15 protein-coding genes are annotated in these 16,644 nt (G+C 71.3%); 7 read left to right on the top strand and 8 right to left on the bottom strand.

What is annotated here, in order from left to right:
* Nucleotides 1-28: 28 nt before the first annotated feature.
* Entirely contained in the window at nucleotides 29-511 is a 483-nt protein-coding gene (locus EDF53_RS09275; RefSeq protein ID WP_017888066.1) for a CarD family transcriptional regulator, read from the bottom strand.
* 155 nt (nucleotides 512-666) lie between these two features.
* Between EDF53_RS09275 and EDF53_RS09270 the strand changes: the two genes are divergently transcribed.
* A complete protein-coding gene (locus EDF53_RS09270) occupies nucleotides 667-1,185 on the top strand; it encodes a DNA modification methylase (protein WP_123293297.1) in 519 nt (172 codons plus the stop codon).
* A gap of 84 nt (nucleotides 1,186-1,269) precedes the next feature.
* Here EDF53_RS09270 and EDF53_RS09265 read toward each other — a convergent pair whose 3' ends face one another.
* Together EDF53_RS09265 and EDF53_RS09260 are read right to left on the bottom strand one after the other, a co-directional pair.
* Nucleotides 1,270-1,950 carry a response regulator transcription factor gene (locus EDF53_RS09265; RefSeq protein ID WP_111085241.1) on the bottom strand — a complete coding sequence of 227 codons (681 nt, stop codon included), beginning with the start codon at nucleotides 1,948-1,950 and terminating at the stop codon, nucleotides 1,270-1,272.
* Entirely contained in the window at nucleotides 1,947-3,113 is a 1,167-nt protein-coding gene (locus EDF53_RS09260) for a cell wall metabolism sensor histidine kinase WalK (protein WP_111085243.1), read from the bottom strand. The genes EDF53_RS09265 and EDF53_RS09260 overlap by 4 nt, the downstream gene beginning before the upstream one ends.
* A 146-nt stretch (nucleotides 3,114-3,259) precedes the next feature.
* On the opposite strand from EDF53_RS09260, the gene phoU reads away from it, so the two are divergent.
* Both phoU and EDF53_RS09250 read left to right on the top strand, forming a co-directional pair.
* Complete coding sequence (gene phoU / locus EDF53_RS09255) at nucleotides 3,260-3,928, top strand: phosphate signaling complex protein PhoU (RefSeq protein WP_123293296.1); 669 nt, start codon at nucleotides 3,260-3,262, stop codon at nucleotides 3,926-3,928.
* A gap of 31 nt (nucleotides 3,929-3,959) precedes the next feature.
* The gene (locus EDF53_RS09250) at nucleotides 3,960-4,508 is read left to right on the top strand and encodes an AAA family ATPase (RefSeq protein WP_123293295.1); all 549 of its coding nucleotides are present in this window, start codon (nucleotides 3,960-3,962) and stop codon (nucleotides 4,506-4,508) included.
* A 188-nt stretch (nucleotides 4,509-4,696) separates the two neighbouring features.
* Here the strand turns inward: EDF53_RS09250 and EDF53_RS09245 are convergent, their stop codons facing one another.
* Entirely contained in the window at nucleotides 4,697-5,443 is a 747-nt protein-coding gene (locus EDF53_RS09245) for a phosphoglyceromutase (protein ID WP_123293294.1), read from the bottom strand.
* A gap of 45 nt (nucleotides 5,444-5,488) precedes the next feature.
* On the opposite strand from EDF53_RS09245, the gene EDF53_RS09240 reads away from it, so the two are divergent.
* The gene (locus tag EDF53_RS09240; RefSeq protein WP_123293293.1) at nucleotides 5,489-6,262 is read left to right on the top strand and encodes a class I SAM-dependent methyltransferase; all 774 of its coding nucleotides are present in this window, start codon (nucleotides 5,489-5,491) and stop codon (nucleotides 6,260-6,262) included.
* A 208-nt stretch (nucleotides 6,263-6,470) separates the two neighbouring features.
* On the opposite strand, the gene EDF53_RS09235 is transcribed toward EDF53_RS09240, so the two are convergent.
* From EDF53_RS09235 to EDF53_RS09225, 3 genes are all read right to left on the bottom strand, one after another.
* Nucleotides 6,471-7,565, bottom strand: coding sequence for a folate-binding protein YgfZ (locus EDF53_RS09235; protein ID WP_123293292.1), 1,095 nt, complete (start codon nucleotides 7,563-7,565; stop codon nucleotides 6,471-6,473).
* The gene (locus EDF53_RS09230; protein WP_123293291.1) at nucleotides 7,565-8,167 is read right to left on the bottom strand and encodes an FABP family protein; all 603 of its coding nucleotides are present in this window, start codon (nucleotides 8,165-8,167) and stop codon (nucleotides 7,565-7,567) included. Before EDF53_RS09230 ends, EDF53_RS09235 begins: the two co-directional genes overlap by 1 nt.
* Nucleotides 8,168-8,304: 137 nt before the next feature.
* Complete coding sequence (locus EDF53_RS09225) at nucleotides 8,305-8,586, bottom strand: hypothetical protein (RefSeq protein WP_123936868.1); 282 nt, start codon at nucleotides 8,584-8,586, stop codon at nucleotides 8,305-8,307.
* Nucleotides 8,587-8,743: 157 nt separating this feature from the next.
* On the opposite strand from EDF53_RS09225, the gene EDF53_RS09220 reads away from it, so the two are divergent.
* Genes EDF53_RS09220 through EDF53_RS09210 form a run of 3 tightly spaced genes read left to right on the top strand, consistent with a single transcriptional unit; the run spans nucleotide 8,744 to nucleotide 12,326 of the window.
* Nucleotides 8,744-9,427 carry a winged helix-turn-helix domain-containing protein gene (locus EDF53_RS09220; protein WP_123293289.1) on the top strand — a complete coding sequence of 228 codons (684 nt, stop codon included), beginning with the start codon at nucleotides 8,744-8,746 and terminating at the stop codon, nucleotides 9,425-9,427.
* Entirely contained in the window at nucleotides 9,427-10,266 is an 840-nt protein-coding gene (gene mshD / locus EDF53_RS09215) for a mycothiol synthase (protein WP_123293288.1), read from the top strand. The genes EDF53_RS09220 and mshD overlap by 1 nt, the downstream gene beginning before the upstream one ends.
* A 56-nt stretch (nucleotides 10,267-10,322) precedes the next feature.
* On the top strand, nucleotides 10,323-12,326 hold the full coding sequence (locus tag EDF53_RS09210) for a serine/threonine-protein kinase (RefSeq protein ID WP_123293287.1): 2,004 nt from the start codon (nucleotides 10,323-10,325) through the stop codon (nucleotides 12,324-12,326).
* An 88-nt stretch (nucleotides 12,327-12,414) separates the two neighbouring features.
* Here the strand turns inward: EDF53_RS09210 and EDF53_RS09205 are convergent, their stop codons facing one another.
* Entirely contained in the window at nucleotides 12,415-16,632 is a 4,218-nt protein-coding gene (locus tag EDF53_RS09205) for an FtsK/SpoIIIE domain-containing protein (protein WP_123293286.1), read from the bottom strand.
* Nucleotides 16,633-16,644: the final 12 nt, after the last annotated feature.

The raw sequence follows: 16,644 nt of genomic DNA, 5'->3' as shown, positions 1-16,644 counted from the left end.
CGTGCGGTCGTCGTGGTGTGCAGTGCGCTCAGGACGCGAGGACTTCGTCGAGGACGGTCGATGCCTTGTCCTCGTCGGTCTTCTCGGCCAGGGCCAACTCGGAGATCAGGATCTGCCGCGCCTTGGCCAGCATCCGCTTCTCGCCCGCGGACAAGCCGCGGTCCTGATCGCGTCGCCAGAGGTCGCGGACGACCTCGGAGACCTTGATGACGTCCCCGGAAGCGAGCTTCTCGAGGTTCGCCTTGTACCGGCGCGACCAGTTGGTGGGCTCTTCGGTGAACGGCGCCCGGAGGACCTCGAACACCTTGTCGAGCCCTTCCTTGCCGATCACGTCGCGGACTCCGACCAGGTCGACGTTGTCCGCCGGTACCTCGATCGTCAGGTCACCCTGCGTGACCCGCAGTTTCAGGTAGACCTTTTCCTCGCCCTTGATGACGCGCGTCTTGACTTCAGAGATGGTTGCCGCCCCGTGGTGGGGGTAGACGACGGTCTCGCCGACCTCGAATTGCATGTATCAGGCTCCGTTCCCAGACTTCCAGTTTACCACAAGGGGTGTTCGGGTAAGGGGACCCTCAGCACTGGGCCTTCCCGGTGATCGCTAAGATGGAGCGGGACCGTCTGGTCCTCATCGACTTACGGAGGAATCTCTTGCGAGCTCGGGTACTCGTGTCCGTCGCCGTTGCGGCAACCATCGCGCTGGGCGCCACCGGGTGCGAGTTCATGTCGCCCGCGCACACCGTCGACATCAAGCAGATCACCGACGGCGTCAACGTCTCGACCGGCAAGGTCGACGTGCGGAACGCCATCCTCATCTCGGACGACGGCGAGGGCGCGCGGTTCATCGGCACGCTGGTGAACAACTCCGACACCGACGGCATCACCGTGTCGGTCGAGATCGGTGGCGACACCGAGACCGTGCTGGTGCCGGCGAACTCGCACGTCGACCTGGCGAACGACTCGCAGCACGACACCCTCGACTTCGACAGCGCGGACGCGAAGCCCGGTTCGCTCGTCAAGGTGTACTTCTCGTACCCCGACGCCGAGGGCGTCTCGGCCAACGTGCCGGTGCTGACCACCTCGCAAGAGGAGTACGCCACCCTCGCGCCGACCTCGACCCCCGAGCCGTCCGGCCAGATCACGCTGCCGGTCGAGACCCCGTCGGCCACGCCGACGGACGGCGAGTAGCCGCACCGCGCAAGCGCCACCGCGTCAGACAGGAGGCCCGGTGCGAGTCCCAGGGACTCGCACCGGGCCTCCTGTCCGTCCGTCTCAGGCCTCGATGCGGTACCCGAGACCGCGGACCGTCACCAGGATCTCCGGGGTGGACGGCACGCGCTCGATCTTCGAGCGGATGCGCTTGATGTGCACGTCGAGCGTCTTGGTGTCGCCGAAGTAGTCGGAGCCCCACACCCGGTCGATGAGCTGCCCACGGGTGAGCACCCGGCCGGCGTTCCGGAGCAGCAACTCGAGCAGCTCGAACTCCTTGAGCGGCATCGCCGTCTCCGACCCGTCCACCGACACCGTGTGCCGCTCGACGTCCATCCGGATGCCCCCGACCTGCAGGATCCCGCTGTCCGCCGGGTCGTCCTCGGTGCGGCGGCGCAGGACCGCACGGATGCGGGCCAGCAGCTCACGCGTCGAGTACGGCTTCGTCACGTAGTCGTCCGCGCCGAGCTCGAGCCCGACGACGATGTCGACCTCGGAGTCCTTCGCCGTCAGCATGATGATCGGCGCGTTCGACCGGGTCCGGATCTGACGGCAGACCTCGGTGCCGGAGAGCCCCGGCAGCATGAGGTCGAGGAGCACCAGGTCCGGGTTCTCCGAGTCGAACTTCGACAGCGCGGTCACGCCGTCGGCCGCGACGGAGGTCTCGTACCCCTCACGCTGCAGCAGGAACTCCAGGGGCTCGCTCAGGGCCGGCTCGTCGTCGACGATGAGGATCTTGGTCACGATGGCTGCTCTTCCAGTTGCTCTTCGAGTGCGGTGGTCAGTTCGGTGTCCGCCTCGGGCAGGCGGATGGTGAAGGTCGAGCCCTTGCCGGGCTGCGACCAGACACGGACGTCGCCGCCGTGGTTGCCGACGACGTGCTTGACGATGGCGAGCCCCAGGCCGGTGCCGCCGGTGGCCCGTGACCGTGCCGGGTCGACACGGTAGAACCGCTCGAACACGCGGTCCAGGTCGGCCTCGGGGATGCCGACGCCCTGGTCGGTGATCGCGATCTCGACGAAGCCCTTCGCGGACCGGACGCCCACGCCGACGCGGGTGCCGTCGGGCGAGTACTTCACCGCGTTGGCGATGAGGTTCGAGACGGCGACCTGCAGCAGGCCCGGGTCGCCCATCACCCGGAGCTTCGACTTCTTCGCCCGGATGATCTCGATCGAGCGGGCGCGCGCGACGACCTCGTTCGCGTCGACCGCGGCCTGCACGATCTTGTCGACACCGGTCTCCTCACTGTTCTCCAACGCGTCGACCGACTGCAGCCGGGACAGCTCGATGATGTCCTTCGTCAGGGCGCCGAGCCGCTCGGACTCGGTGATGAGCTGCGCCGCGAACTTCTTGACGTGCTCCGGGTCGTCGGCCGCGATCACGAGGGTCTCGGACAGCAGGCCGATGGCGCCGATCGGGGTCTTCAGCTCGTGCGAGATGTTGGCGACGAAGTCACGGCGGACCTCGTCGATGCGCCGGCTCTCGGTCAGGTCGTCGGCCGTGATGAGCACGTACCGGTTGCCGAGCTGCGCGGCCCGGAAGCTGAGGTAGCCGATGAGCTCCCCGTGCCGTCCGCGCGGGAGCTCGAGGTCCTCCGCTCCCATCTCGCCGCTCTTGCGCACCCGGTCGACCAGGTCGAGGAGCTCCTGGTGCACGAGCCGGCGCCGCACGACGAGCCCGACGGTCAGTGCCTGGGGCGATGCGGCCACGACCGTGTTCGACGGGTCGATGACCACCGCCGGGTTGTGCATCGTCGCGATCACCGCTGCGACGCCGTCCGGCAGGGTGCGTTCCGCCACGTCTGCTGCACGAGCCGTGCGCTCGGCGGTGATGATCAGCACCACGACGCCCGCGCCGAAGACCCCGCCGAGGAGCATCGACAGTGGCACGAGCCACGCGTTGTCCATGCCGCCAGTGTAGGGATGGTCATGCGGGGTTCCGGTACCGTTCACCCGCCTCGGAAGGCCGGATCGCGAAGCGTTCAGCCCCACGTCACCGTTCGTTCACCTGGGCTGACGACACTCGTCCGGTACGCAGAGAGAGGTACTCCCCCATGCGCGAAGTCTTCCAGCAGGAACTCCAGGACGTCCAGGAGCGACTGACCGAGATCGCAGGACTCGTCGAGTCCGCCATCACCCGGGCCACCCAGGCCTTCAGCGACTCCGACGTCGCCCTCGCCGAGGAGGTGATCGCGGACGACCAGAAGATCGACGAGGCCGCCAACAGCCTCGACGAGATCGCCATCGACATCCTGGCCCGCCAGGCACCGGTCGCCCGCGACCTGCGCGTCGTCGTCACCGCCTTGCGCGTGAGCTCCTCGCTCGAGCGCATGGGCGACATGGCCGAGCACATCGCGCAGCTCGCCCGCCAGCGCTTCCCCGAGAAGGTCGTGCCGAAGGGACTCCGCGGCACCTTCAAGGAGATGGGCAAGCACGACGTCGCGATGTCGCAGAAGCTCACGCGGCTGCTCGCGACCGAGGACATCGCCCTGGCCGCGGAGATCCGCGACGAGGACGACGCCGTCGACGAACTGCACGCGAGCGTGTTCGACTTCGTGCTCGGCGAGGCGTGGAAGGGCGGACCGATCGACACCGTCGACGCCACCCTGGCCTCCCGCTACCACGAGCGCTTCGCCGACCACGCGGTGTCGATCGCCAAGAAGGTCGAGTACCTGGCGACCGGCGACTGGACCGGCGCCTCGAGTTCGACCGCCGCGGTCTGAGCACACCTGCGCGGTCTGCGAGGATCGACGCATGGCTCAGGTCGCGATCATCGTCAACGGCATGCCCGGTTCCGGCAAGAGCACGATCGGCGCTGCACTGGCCGAGGTGCTCGGCTGCCCGTTCCTGTCGAAGGACCGGATCAAGGAGCCCCTCGCCGACATCGTCGGGCCGATGATCGCGTCGCGTCCGCTCGGTGGCATCGCGATGGACACCGTGTGGGCGATGGCCGGCGCGGTCGAGAACGGGGTCGTCCTCGACGCCGTCTGGCTCCCGTCACGTGACCGCGACCTCCTGGAGGCCGGGCTCGCGTCCGCCGGATCACCGCGCGCCGTCGAGGTGTGGTGCGACACGGACCGCGCCACCGCCGAGGACCGGCTGCACGACCGGTACGACCCGGGCACCGTCCCGGTGCGGCACGAGGTGCACGGCGACCTGGCCGACGTGCTGGCCTTCTGGGACGAGCACGGCGACGACGCGCAGCCGCTCGGGCTGCCGAGCGTCCCGGTGGTCCGCGTCGACACGACGAAGCCCTACGACGTCGGTGCCCTCGTGCAGGAGATCGCGTCGCACTTCGTCTGACCAGCCGAGGCTCGAGGAGCCGACCGCCCCGCCGAAGCGACACGTCGTCGGCGCGGTGATCCGTTCCTCCCGGCAGAGCGACAGGAGTCGGCGGAACGTTCGCGGCACCCTGTCGCTTTCGCGAACCCACCAGGCAGAACGACGAACGCCCCGCCCGGAGACCGGACGGGGCGTTCGTGTGTGCGGTGCTACTTCTTGGCGCCCTGGGCGGCCACGGCGGCAGCGCCGGCGGCAGCGGCCTCGGGGTCGAGGTAGTACGCCGGCTTCGTCGGACGGAAGTCGTCGTCGAGCTCGTACACCAGCGGGATGCCCGTCGGGATGTTCAGGCCGGCGATGTCGTCGTCGGAGATGTCGTCGAGGTGCTTGACGAGCGCGCGGAGCGAGTTGCCGTGCGCGGTGACCAGCACGGTCTTGCCCTCGCCCAGGTCCTTCGTGATGTCCGACTCCCAGTAGGGCAGCAGCCGGTCGATCACGAGCTTGAGCGACTCGGTGCGCGGCAGCTGGTCGCCGAGGTCGGCGTAGCGGCGGTCACCGGCCTGCGACCACTCGGCGCCGTCGGCGATGGGGGGCGGCGGGACGTCGAACGACCGGCGCCACTCCATGAACTGCTGCTCGCCGTACTCGGCCAGCGTCTGGGCCTTGTCCTTGCCCTGCAGGTCGCCGTAGTGGCGTTCGTTGAGGCGCCAGTCGCGCTTGACCGGCAGCCAGGCGAGGTCGGCCTGGAGCAGCGCGATGTCGGCCGTCTGGATCGCGCGGGTGAGGAGCGAGGTGTACAGGACGTCGGGGACGATGCCCGATTCGGCGATGAGGTCGCCGGCGCGCTTCGCCTCCTTCTCGCCCAGCTCGCTGAGCCGGACGTCGACCCAACCGGTGAACAGGTTCTTCTGGTTCCAGTCACTGTTTCCGTGACGGAGCAGGACGAGCGTGGAGGTCATGCTCCCGAGTCTACCGAGCGTCGGCAGGCCCGTACCCTTGACGTCATGCCCATCGGGAACGTGACGCGCGGGACGACCGGGTACAACCGGCTCCGCCGTGTCGACCGGTGGATCGCGTCGCTGCCGGCGCTCCGCAAGGCCGACGACCCGCTGGTCGCCGACGTCGGGTACGGGGCCTCGCCGACGACGACGCTCGAGCTGCGCGACCGTCTCGCCCTGGTGCGTCCGGACGTCGAGGTCACCGGCATCGAGATCGAACCGGCACGCGTGGCGTTCGCGAACGCGGGCACCCGCGACGGTGTGACGTTCCGGCTCGGCGGCTTCGAGACACCCACGCCCGGGCAGCGCCGACCGGCCGTGATCCGGGCGTTCAACGTGCTGCGGCAGTACGACGAGTCCGCCGTGGTGGGGTCGTGGCGGATCATGCAGGACCGGCTGCAGCCCGGCGGCGCGCTGGTCGAGGGGACGTGCAACGAGGTCGGGCGGGTGGCCTCGTGGGTGACGCTCGACGAGCACGCACCGGTGTCGTTCACGGTGTCGCTGCGGCTCGCCGGACTCGACGTGCCGTCGATCGTCGCCGAACGGCTGCCGAAGGCGCTCATCCACCGGAACGTGCCGGGTGAGCGGGTGCACGAGTTCCTGCGCGACCTCGACCTGTCGTGGGCGGTCGCGGCGCCGCTCGGCACGTACGGGCCCCGGCAGCGGTGGATCGCCACGGTGCGGGGCATGCGCGACCGCGGGTGGCCGGTGCTGCACGGGCCGACGAGGTGGCGGCTCGGCGAGCTCAGCGTGCCGTGGGACGTGGTCGAGCCCGCCTGACGGGCTCGGCGGCGGCGCGGCGGCGGGACTGCGCCACGGCGGCGGCGGCGAATTGGCGACGATCCACGAGTCGATCACCGCGTGCACTGTCGGAAGATGCACACGCACACGATGCGTGCGCATCACCCGACGGAACACCAGTCGATCAACTCGTGGACTGTCGGAAACCTGCGCACACACCAGGCGACCGACGACCGGCGGACGGAGCCTACGAGCGCCTGACGGCTCCGAGCCGGGGCAGCCGCGGGACGTTCGCCGTGGCGCCGGCCTCCGGCGGGACGATGGTCTCCTGCGCCGCCGTCACCACGACGTCGTCGGCGATGAGCGTCAGCGTCGCGGTGGGGTCGAGGGAACGCTTGACCACGGCCAGCCCGATCGGGCCGAGCTCGTGGTGGACCGCCGAGGCCGACAGTCGCCCGACCTGCTTGTCGCCGAGCATGACCGGCGTGCCCGGGGCCGGCAGTACGGCGTCGGAGCCGTCGAGGTGCAGCTGCACGATCCGACGCGGCGGGTGCCCGAGGTTGTGCACCTTCGCGACGGTCTCCTGCCCGCGGTAGCAGCCCTTCGTCAGGTGCACGGCGGAGCGGAGCCAGTCGAGCTCGTGCGGGATGGTGCGCTCGTCGGCATCGGACAGCGTCGGACGCCAGGCGGCGATCCGCAGCGCCTCGTACGCGAGCAGCCCCGCGACGGGTTCGTCCGACGCAGCGATCGCGGCCGAGGTGCCGGGCGTGACCACGGCGATGCGGAGGGTCCAGTCGGAGCCAGGATGGGCCTCCTGGGCGGCGTAGCTCCACCCACCGGGCGTGACGGCCGCCCACGGGTCGACCCACTCGACGACGGGCGGGTCCGGCAGGACGGTCGACGCGAACGGGGCGGCCTCGCCGAACCAGCCGAGGGTCGCGAAGTCGGCCGAACGGTCGGCGACCTCGACCCGGAGCATGAAGCGCATCGAGTCGAGCCAGGCGGCGAGCGGTGCGGCGTCCTGGGGCTCGGTGAGGAGCCACGCGACCGCACCGTCGTCGACCACGCGGGCGGCGTGCTCGACCCGGCCGGACTGGTCGAGGACGAGGGTCTCGGTGCTGACGTCGGTCGGCAGGCCGGTCAGCTGCTGCGAGGTGATCGAGTTGAGCCACGACAGGCGGTCCGGGCCGGAGACGGTGACCATGCCGAGACCGAGCTCGACGACCGCGCGGCCACGGGCCAGCAGCCGTTGCTCGCCCAGGGGGTTGCCGAAGTGGGCTGCGGGCGCGCCGGGCGCACCAGATGCCGCGACGAAGCCGTCGCGCACCGCGAACGCCGACATCAGTCGACCTTCGCGAGCTGCCCCGAGGCGTGCGAGGTGAGTTCGCGACCGAGGGCGGCGATGTCCCACGCCCAGAACAACTTGCCCTCGACCAGGCCGTACAGGCGGGTCGCGGCGGAGTAGTCCTTCGCGTTCGGCGAGCGCATCACGGCGTCGGTGGCCAGGTCGATCCGGCCCTTGAGGACGCGGCCGACGTAGAGCTCGTTGACGCCCGTCGGGTGCACGATCGCGGCCTCGACGTCGAAGCCGTCGGTGGTGTTGCGCAGCGCCTCGACGCTCTCGACGGTGGTGAACGGCGTCGGTCCCTCACCCAGGAGCATCGCGGGGCCGCGGTCGCCGGGCTCGGTCGGACGGTCGATCCGCCAGTAGCCCATCTCGGCGGCGAGCGGGGTGTGGTCGTCGTCGAGCAGCCACGTCGTGGACGAGTAGTTGAGGTACGGCAGGCCGTCGTGACTGAAGCTCACGCGCTGGCCGAACTCGTAGGTGCGTGGTGCCTCTTCGTCACCGACGGGGTACTCCACGACGCCGGTGCCCTCCCAGACGCCGACGAGCCACGACAACGGGACCAGTTCGGGCGCCAGGCCCTCGGGGAGCTCGATCAACGCTGACCCTTGAACAGCTTCACGACGACGACGACCGAGATGAACGCGATCGCGAGCGACGCCAGGCCGAGGAGGCCCACGTAGAACAGCTCGAGCGCAAGCAGCGAATCCATGCCCCGGAGTCTACGCGGCTCGGCTCAACGCGCCAGGAGCACCACCGCTGTGACGAGCACCACGACGAAGGCACCGGACGATGCGATGCTGATCCGTTCGACCAGCCCGTCCTTCGTCGCGGTGATGAGCTGGAGCACGAAGCTCACCATCACGCAGGCGACGAACACGAGCAGCAGCCAGGCGAAGGCGTCGCGCTCGGCGAGCGTCAGGACGAGCACCGCCCCGACGACGGCCAGGATCCAGACCGGCAGGACGGACGTCAGCTTGAGGCGCCGCTGGTCGGTGGGCTGCACTGGCTGGGTCACGCGTTCCATCATGACAGGGGTCACGCCCGGCGCGCAGGCGCAGCGGCTCCGCGCCCGGCGCGCGCTTGCGGGTTGCCGCGCAAACCGTCCGGCCGGATGAGGACTTCCCGAGCATCACTAGGATGTGTCCACGACGTCATCCACCTGCGGAGGTCCTGTGGCACAGCTCCTGGTACTCACCTCGACCGCGCCCGGCGACGTCCTGCCGAGCCTCGGTCTCCTGAGCCACAGGATCCGTCACGTGCCGGCCGAGGCCGCACAGCTGGTCAACGCGCCGCAGAGCGACCTGATGTTCGTGGACGCCCGCACCGACCTGGTCAGCGCGAAGGCCCTGTGCAAGATCCTCGCCTCATCCGGCTCGACGACGCCCATCGTGCTCGTCGTGACCGAGGGTGGCCTGACCGCTGTCAACAGCGAGTGGAACGTCGACGACGTGGTGCTCGAGAGCGCGGGCCCGGCCGAGATCGACGCCCGCATCCGGCTGTCCGCGGGCCGTGCGGCCAAGGGGCAGTCCAGCTCGAAGATCCAGGCGTCGGGTGTCGTCATCGACGAAGCCAGCTACTCGGCGAAGGTCCGCGGCCGGCCGCTCGACCTGACGTTCAAGGAGTTCGAGCTCCTGCGCTTCTTCGCCACACACCCGTCCCGCGTCTTCACGCGCGAGCAGCTGCTCAGCGAGGTCTGGGGCTACGACTACTTCGGTGGCACCCGCACGGTCGACGTGCACGTCCGACGTCTCCGCGCCAAGCTCGGCGACCTCGAGTCGCTCATCGGCACGGTCCGCAACGTCGGGTACCGCTTCAACGTCTACGACGACGAGGCCGAGCGCCTGATGGGCCAGTAGTGCCGGACCTCGCACGGTTCGTCGTGCCCGGTGAGGCACCGCCGTTCTCGGACCAGACCCTGGTCGACGTCCGCGCCGGGCGCGCGACCGTCCTCGCCGTCGACGACGGGGTCGCCGTGGTCCGTGACGGCGAGCTGGAACTCGTGGTCGACCGGGAGGCCCGTGGTCGCGGCACCGGCACCGCCCTCGTCACGCAGGCGCTCGCGCTGGGCGGCGGGGCCGCTCCCGTGCTCGCGTGGGCGCACGGGGACCACCCCGCAGCGCGGGCCCTGGCCGATCGGTTCGGCTGGCGCGCGGTTCGGACACTGCTGCAGCTCCGGGCGCCGGTCGACGGAGCCGGGCCCTCTCCGGACGCGGCTTCTGCCGACGTGCCGGCCGGGTACAGCCTGTCCGCGTTCCGACCCGGCACCGAGGACGAGGCCGACTGGCTCGCCCTGAACGCCGCGGCCTTCGCACACCACCCCGAGCAGGGCCGGATGACGCTCGACGACCTGCACGCCCGCGAATCGGACGCCTGGTTCTCGGGCGAGGACCTGTTGCTGCTCCGCGACGCCTCGGGGCAGCTCGCCGGCTCGTGCTGGCTCAAGGTCGAGGACGGCATCGGCGAGTTCTACGCCGTCGCCGTCCGACCCGACCTGCAGGGGCAGCGGCTCGGCGGGGTGCTCATGCGTGCGGGGACTGCTCGGTTGACCGGGCGTGGGCTGACCGCCGCTGCACTGTACGTCGAGGGGGACAACGAACCCGCGCTGGCGCTGTACCGGCGATCCGGGTTCGAGCAGCACGCGATCGACGTGCAGTACGCCGCGCCGGAGCAGGCAGAGGCGCCGACCGGCCGGTAACATTGCGTGGTCGGCGAGGGGTCGGCCAGCGGGGGAATCGGGAAGTCGGGGACGCAGTGGCGCAGTACGGTCAGGGTGAGCCACTCGGTGCGTCGTACCGGTTGGTCGAGCTGCTCGGGACCGGTGCCACCGGCGAGGTCTGGCGGACAGAACACACCGCGACCGGCGAGCACGTCGCTGCGAAGCTGCTCCGCGCTGAGCTCGCCGCCGACCCGCAGATCGTCGAACGCTTCGTCCGCGAGCGCTCGGTGCTCCTCGCGCTGCAGCACCCCTCGATCGTGCGGGTGCGGGACCTGGTCGTCGAGGGCGACCGGCTCGCGATCGTCATGGACCTGGTGCCCGGTGGGTCCGCGCGCGATCTGCTCGCATCGAACGGTCCGCTGACCCCGCGGGACGCTCTGACGATCACCGCCGAGACCCTCGATGCCCTCGCCGCGGCACACGAACGCGACGTGACCCACCGCGACGTCAAGCCCGACAACGTGCTGCTCCAGACCCCCTGGGCCGCCGGTGCGACGGGCGACGTCCGGGTCACCGACTTCGGCATCGCGTCGGTCGTCGCCGAGCGTGAGCGCACCACCACCGGGCTCCTCGGCACGCCGCAGTACATGGCGCCCGAGTCGATCAGCCACGGCCGCGCCGGTCCCGCTGCGGACGTCTACGGCGCCGGGGTCATGCTCTACGAGCTGCTGTCCGGCCGCACGCCCTTCGCCGGGCCCGGCACGGACTTCGCCGTGGCGTACCGGCACGTCACCTCGAACCCACCGCCGCTCGACGTGCCCGATGCGCTGTGGTCCGCGATGTCCGCCCTGCTGACGAAGGACCCGAACAGCCGTCCGGCAGCAGCGGACGCGGCGGCGACCCTGCGGCGGCTCGCCCGGTCCCTCGCCTCGGCCCCTGCGCTGGCCGCGACGAGCGACCCGGACGCGTTCGACGAGGTCGAGCGGCCCGCCACCGTGCTCCGCGGGGTCCGTCCCGAGCGCGATGCTGATCGGGATGACACCGGGGTACTAGAGGACGAAGCCCTGGCAGGGCCGGCTCCGGAACTGGGCCCGGCCGGATCGCAGACCGTCATCCGGCCGATGGCCCGACAGCCGCTGCCGGCCGCCCCCGCTGCCGAGCCCCCACCGGCGCGTCGGTTCGCCCGTCCCGAGTGGCTGACGAACCGTGCGCTCCTGTTCGGCGGCATCGGCGTCGTGCTCGTGGCCGCACTGGTCGTCGGTGGCGTCGTGTGGCTGCCCGGTGCGCTGCGGAAGACGCCGGGCGCCGGCACCGCGACCGCACAGGCCGCCAACGCCTACCAGCAGGACCGCCCACTGCCCACGGGCCTCGCCACCACCCGCCGCGCGACCATCGACCCCGCGAAGGGCACCGTCGACCTGCGCGTCACGTACGCGGCGCAGGCGTCGGCCCTCACCGGTCCGTTCCTCGAAGTCGTGCCGGGCTCCCGCTCGGGGGCGTCCTGCCCCGCGGTCACCTGGTCCGGCGAGGGCATCTCGGCGAAGCGCAACCAGCCCTCGCTGACTGGTGTCGACACCGCGTGCGCCTGGGCCCTGTCCGGGGTCGAGGTTCCCGCCGGCGGCGACGTCACGGTCGAGGCCTCGGTGCCGCTCGCTTCCGTCACGGACGGCGCGGCGCTGCAGACGTGGCTCGACAGTGTCGGCGAGGCGACCACTGCTGCCGTGAGCGACGACTCGGTGCGCGGGACCGCCTACCCGGTCCAGCGGCTGCAGGGCGTCGAGGTCCGCACGCCCGACCGCACGGTCAGTCAGACGGCCCTGCCGGTCACCCTGGTGCCGGTGTGGCCGAACGGTGCCGACGAGCTCAACCCGCTCTACCGCAGTCCCGCCACGGGACGCCCGTCGCAGATGCTCGTCGACGTGGCCGGCGGGGAGTCCGGCGTGCGGTTCGCCGACGGCTGCTCGGGGGCGTTGGCGGTGTCGTCCGACGGGCTGGTCGTCACGGCGCTGTCGGTCGCGCCGTCGTGCACGGTGCGGGCGACGGTGGGGAACTTCACGAACCTCGAGAGCTCGCCCTTCGGGATCACGACGCGCGACTGAGCGCGCTCTGGTCGTGACTGCGGGTCGATCCTGCCGTCCGTGGCGGACGCAGCCACGGGCCTCCAGGTCGACGGTCTCGGCGTCTCCGTCAGCTGACAGCAGACGCGGTCTGCACGAGACGGACGGTCCCGCCTGAAGCGGCGTAGCCGCGGCCGACGGTCAGCGCGACCGGTGCACGACGCGGGAGCGTGACACCGAGGAGCTCGCCGTCGTAGTCGACGTCCGGCTGCAGCAGGACGCCACACCGGGACTTCCGGACCGCTCGGGTCCAGTGGCTGTACAGCGACCGGAGGTCCGCGGACCGGCCGGCCGCCACGACGCACAGTCCGGGGCGCTCGGTCGTGAGCAGCGTCGCGATGGCCTGGTCGCCGTCCTCGAACCGCTCCGCGTCGTCGATCAACAGCAGCACCGGTCCACGCTCGAGCCGCAGCCCGGCCAACAGGGCCGGGACCTCGTCCGGGCCGACGGCGATGCGGTCGAACGAACCCGAGGCGAGCGGCGACCGGCGGTCGCAGATCGCCCAGACCGCTGGACGGACACCCTCGGCTGTCCGTGCGAGCTCGGCGACGGCGAGGAGCACGCTCGACTTGCCGGACCGCGCCGGGCCGGCGACGAGCACGTGTTCGCCGTCGTAGACCTCGACGGACGCCGGCTGCAGGTCGTCCTCGGCGATGCCGATCGGGATCCGCCAGGGCTCACCCGCGAACACCGCTCCGGCACCGAGCTCGTCCACGAGCACAGCGTCGGGCAGCCGGCCGACCGCACTGGCCTTCTTCGTACCGTCCGACCGGATCTCCGCGATCCGTGCGACCGCCTGCGCGAGCGGGACGTCCGGCGTCGCGACGTGCGACTGTAGCCGCCTGGTCGAGTCGATGAAGCGGCCGGGCACCGGCGGCGGGACGTCCTTGGGGCGGACCCCGATGGACGCGTAGTCGTAGGGATCCGCGAGGCGGAACATCCACTTCTGCGTGGTGACCTCGTCCATCGCCGACGGCACCGCCTTCGCGCGCGTCGTGGAGACCGCGAACGAGATGCCGAGCGCCGGACCCTCGGCGTACACCCGATAGAGCGCGTCGAGCAGCTGCTGCCCCTCGAAGTCCTGGTACTCGTCGCGCAGGGCGGCGAGGCCGTCGATGAGCACCACGGCACGGCGGCCACCGGGTGCCGCACGGCGACGCTCGAGCTCGACGCGGAGGTGCCGCAGGAACCGCGTCTGCAGCTCCCCCGCACCCGCACCGGAGCCGACGTAGGCCGTCGTGTGCGGTAGCTGTGCGAGCGGAGCGAGGTCCCCCGGACCCATGTCGAGCACGAGGAGGTCGAGCTCGTCGGGGCTCGACGCGGCGGCGAGCTGCAAGGCGATCGTCGCGAGGGCGGTGCTCGTCCCGCTGCCGGGGATGCCCATGAGCATGAGGTTGCCCTCGTCGAGGTCCCATCCGGTGGTGATCTGGCGCTGGTGGTCCGGGTCGTCGGCGAGCGCGACGGGCACCGTCGTGGGTCGCCCGTCGGTCAGGGCGGCGAGCTCGACGCGGTCGCCGAGCGCCTCGGGCCAGATCGGACGCGGCGGGAGGTACCCGGCAGCCTCGTTCGCCTGCCCGATCGCCTCGATCAGCTGGTCGAGGTCGGTGACGTCCGACGCGGTCGGAGCCGGTGCCGGCATCGGCGCGGGGACACCGAACACATCCGTCGGACGGACCGAGACCGGCTGCTCGGCACGCTCGTCACGGGCCCGGCCGGTGACCAGAGCGGTCTGCACCGGGGTGATGTCGTCCTGCCCGAGCTTCACGTAGGCGCGGCCGGTCTGCTGTCGACCGATCCCGGCTGCGGCGGGGACACCGATGACGTTCGTCGAGTCCTCGCGGCTCTGCACCCGCAGGGCGACCCGCATGTTCGTGTTCGCGAGGATGTCCTCGCTCACCACACCGGCCGGCCGCTGAGTCGCCAGGATCATGTGGACGCCGAGCGTTCGGCCGACGGCCGCGATGCTGACGAGCGACGTCAGGACGTCCGGGAAGTCCTTCGCGAGCATCGCGAACTCGTCGACGACCAGCAGCAGCCGCGGCATCGGCTCGACCGGCTTCGTCGCCAGGTAGGCATCGAGGTTGTCGATGTCGGCTCCGGCTGCCGCGAACACCCGCTGACGTCGTTCGAGTTCGGCTTCGAGTGCCCGGATCGCACGGTCGGCGAGCTGTTCGTCGAGGTTGCTGATCGTGCCGATGGTGTGCGGGAGGCGCTCACACGCCGCGAAGGCCGCACCACCCTTGAAGTCGACGAGCAGGAAGTTGAGTCGGGTGGGGTCGTTCCGGGCGGCGAGCCCGGCCACGAGGGACCGGAGGAACTCGCTCTTGCCGGAACCCGTCGTGCCGCCGACCAGGCCGTGCGGACCGTCGCGCACCAGGTCGATCTCGAGCACACCGCTCTCGGACGAGCCGATCGGGGTCGAGAAGCCCGTGCGGGCGTCCCACGCCGCGCGGATCCCCTCGCTCGACAACAGCTCGGGCAGGCGGACGAGCGAGGGCAAGGACGCCCCCGGCACCAGCAGTTCAGGATCGTCGAAGTGCGCCACGCTGCGCGCGCTGCGCTCAGCGGTCTCGACGCTGAGGCCGGCGAGCACGACGTCCTCGACACGGGTCCGGTCCTCTGGTCGGTAGACCGTGGCGGCGGCATCGGCACCGACCGTGATGATCGACGTGCAGGCGGCGGGGAGCTGCTGCTCGTTCGTCGCGATGACGATCCCGCTCACCCGGTGTGGTCGTTCCCCTGGGCGCAGGGATTGCCCGGGCACCGAGCGGCCCTGGCCGAGCAGGTTGCGGGCCGGGGCATCCCGTCCCTCGGTGAGCACCTCGGAGTCGACCACGACGAGCAGGTTCGGCGTCGGCAGCTCGTCGAGCGACTCCCGCAGGCCACGGAGCATCGCCGCGCTCTGGTCGCGTTGTGCCGACATCCAGCGGGCGCCGGTGCTGCTCCCCGCCACACGCGCGTGCGGCAGCCAGGAGGCCCACCCCCAGTCCTCCGCGCGGCCCGCGTCGCAGAAGACGCCCACCGTCAGGTCCGCTGGACCGCAGTGCACGGTGGCCTGCGTGAGCAGGCTGCGCGCCAGGGCGAGGGCGCCCTGACGGTCGCCGACGATCCCGACGACGCCGGCGTCGGACAGGTCGGCAACCACCGGCGCGGCCGTCAGACGGCTGTCGGCGATGGCGGCCTTCGCCTCGTCCTCGAGCTTCGCGGACGCTGCACGCTGGTCGACCTCGGGCCGCCAAGGAGCGTCCCCGGTGCCGGCGTGCAGGCTCAGGAAGTCCTCGTCATCCGAGCGGCGCTGCCACAGCAGGGTGGTCGGCAGCTCGGCTCGCCGCACCACGGTCGCCGGATCGGGCACGAGCTCCTGGCGGCGGGCGGCCTCGACGGCCGCGGCTTCGGAGATCTCACCGCGGAAGGACTGCACGGCCTCGGCGAAGCGGGTGTCCTCCTCCTTCAGGTTCTTCGCGCGGCGGTGCTTCTGCTCGAACCACATGCCGATCGCGGTGACCGGGGAGAGCAGGGCGAAGAGCGCGAACCGTGCGTCGCCGAGCAGGAGCACCATCGCCCCGGCGAGCACCAGGGGCGCGGCGACGGTGATCCAGCTGAACTTCGACGCCGGTGGCACGTCCTTGCGTCCGGGCGGCACGACCGTCTCGGCGTCGGAGGTCCGTCCGGCGCGCGGTGGACGGTTGAACGGCGCCGTCGCCGCCGGGGTCAGGTTCGCCATCGAGCCGGCCGCCGGCACGGGCACCTCGTCGAGCGCCGGCCGGACGAGCAGCACGGCCCCGCCCACGATGACGCTCGTCGTCCCGCTGAGCAGGACGCCCTCGGCGTCGATGCGCTCCCCGGCGATGACGGTGCCGTTCGTCGATCCCGCATCACGCACCCGGACGCCGTCGTCCTCGCGCTCGACGGTGCAGTGCTCCCACGACGCGCTCTCGGTGGGGAGCACGACGTCGGCCTGCGGCGCCCGTCCGACCACGAGCTTCCGCCCGCGCGGGACCGGCGCCACGAGCCCGGCTTCGAGCCCGCCGGCGAGCGTGACGGTCCAGCCGTCGGTGCCGAGCGGACGGTCCTCGGGGGTGCGGCCGATACGGGAGCCCTCGAGCAGCACGAGGTCACGGAGCGGGGTGTCGACGCTGGTGCGGTGCCCGTCGACCGCCAGCGTGGTGCCGGGTTCGAGTGTGAGGCCGACGGCCGCGGACACGAGTTCCCCGAGCGAGGATGCGCCGGACCACCCGTCGACCTCGACCGCTTCACGTCGGTCGTCGAGCTCGATCAACAGGCGCATGCTCGCGTTCCT

This window comes from Curtobacterium sp. PhB78 (assembly GCF_003751685.1).
Classification (GTDB): Bacteria; Actinomycetota; Actinomycetes; order Actinomycetales; family Microbacteriaceae; genus Curtobacterium.
The sequence above is the reverse complement of the archived record's forward strand: the minus strand, read 5'-3'. Positions and strand labels throughout refer to the sequence as shown.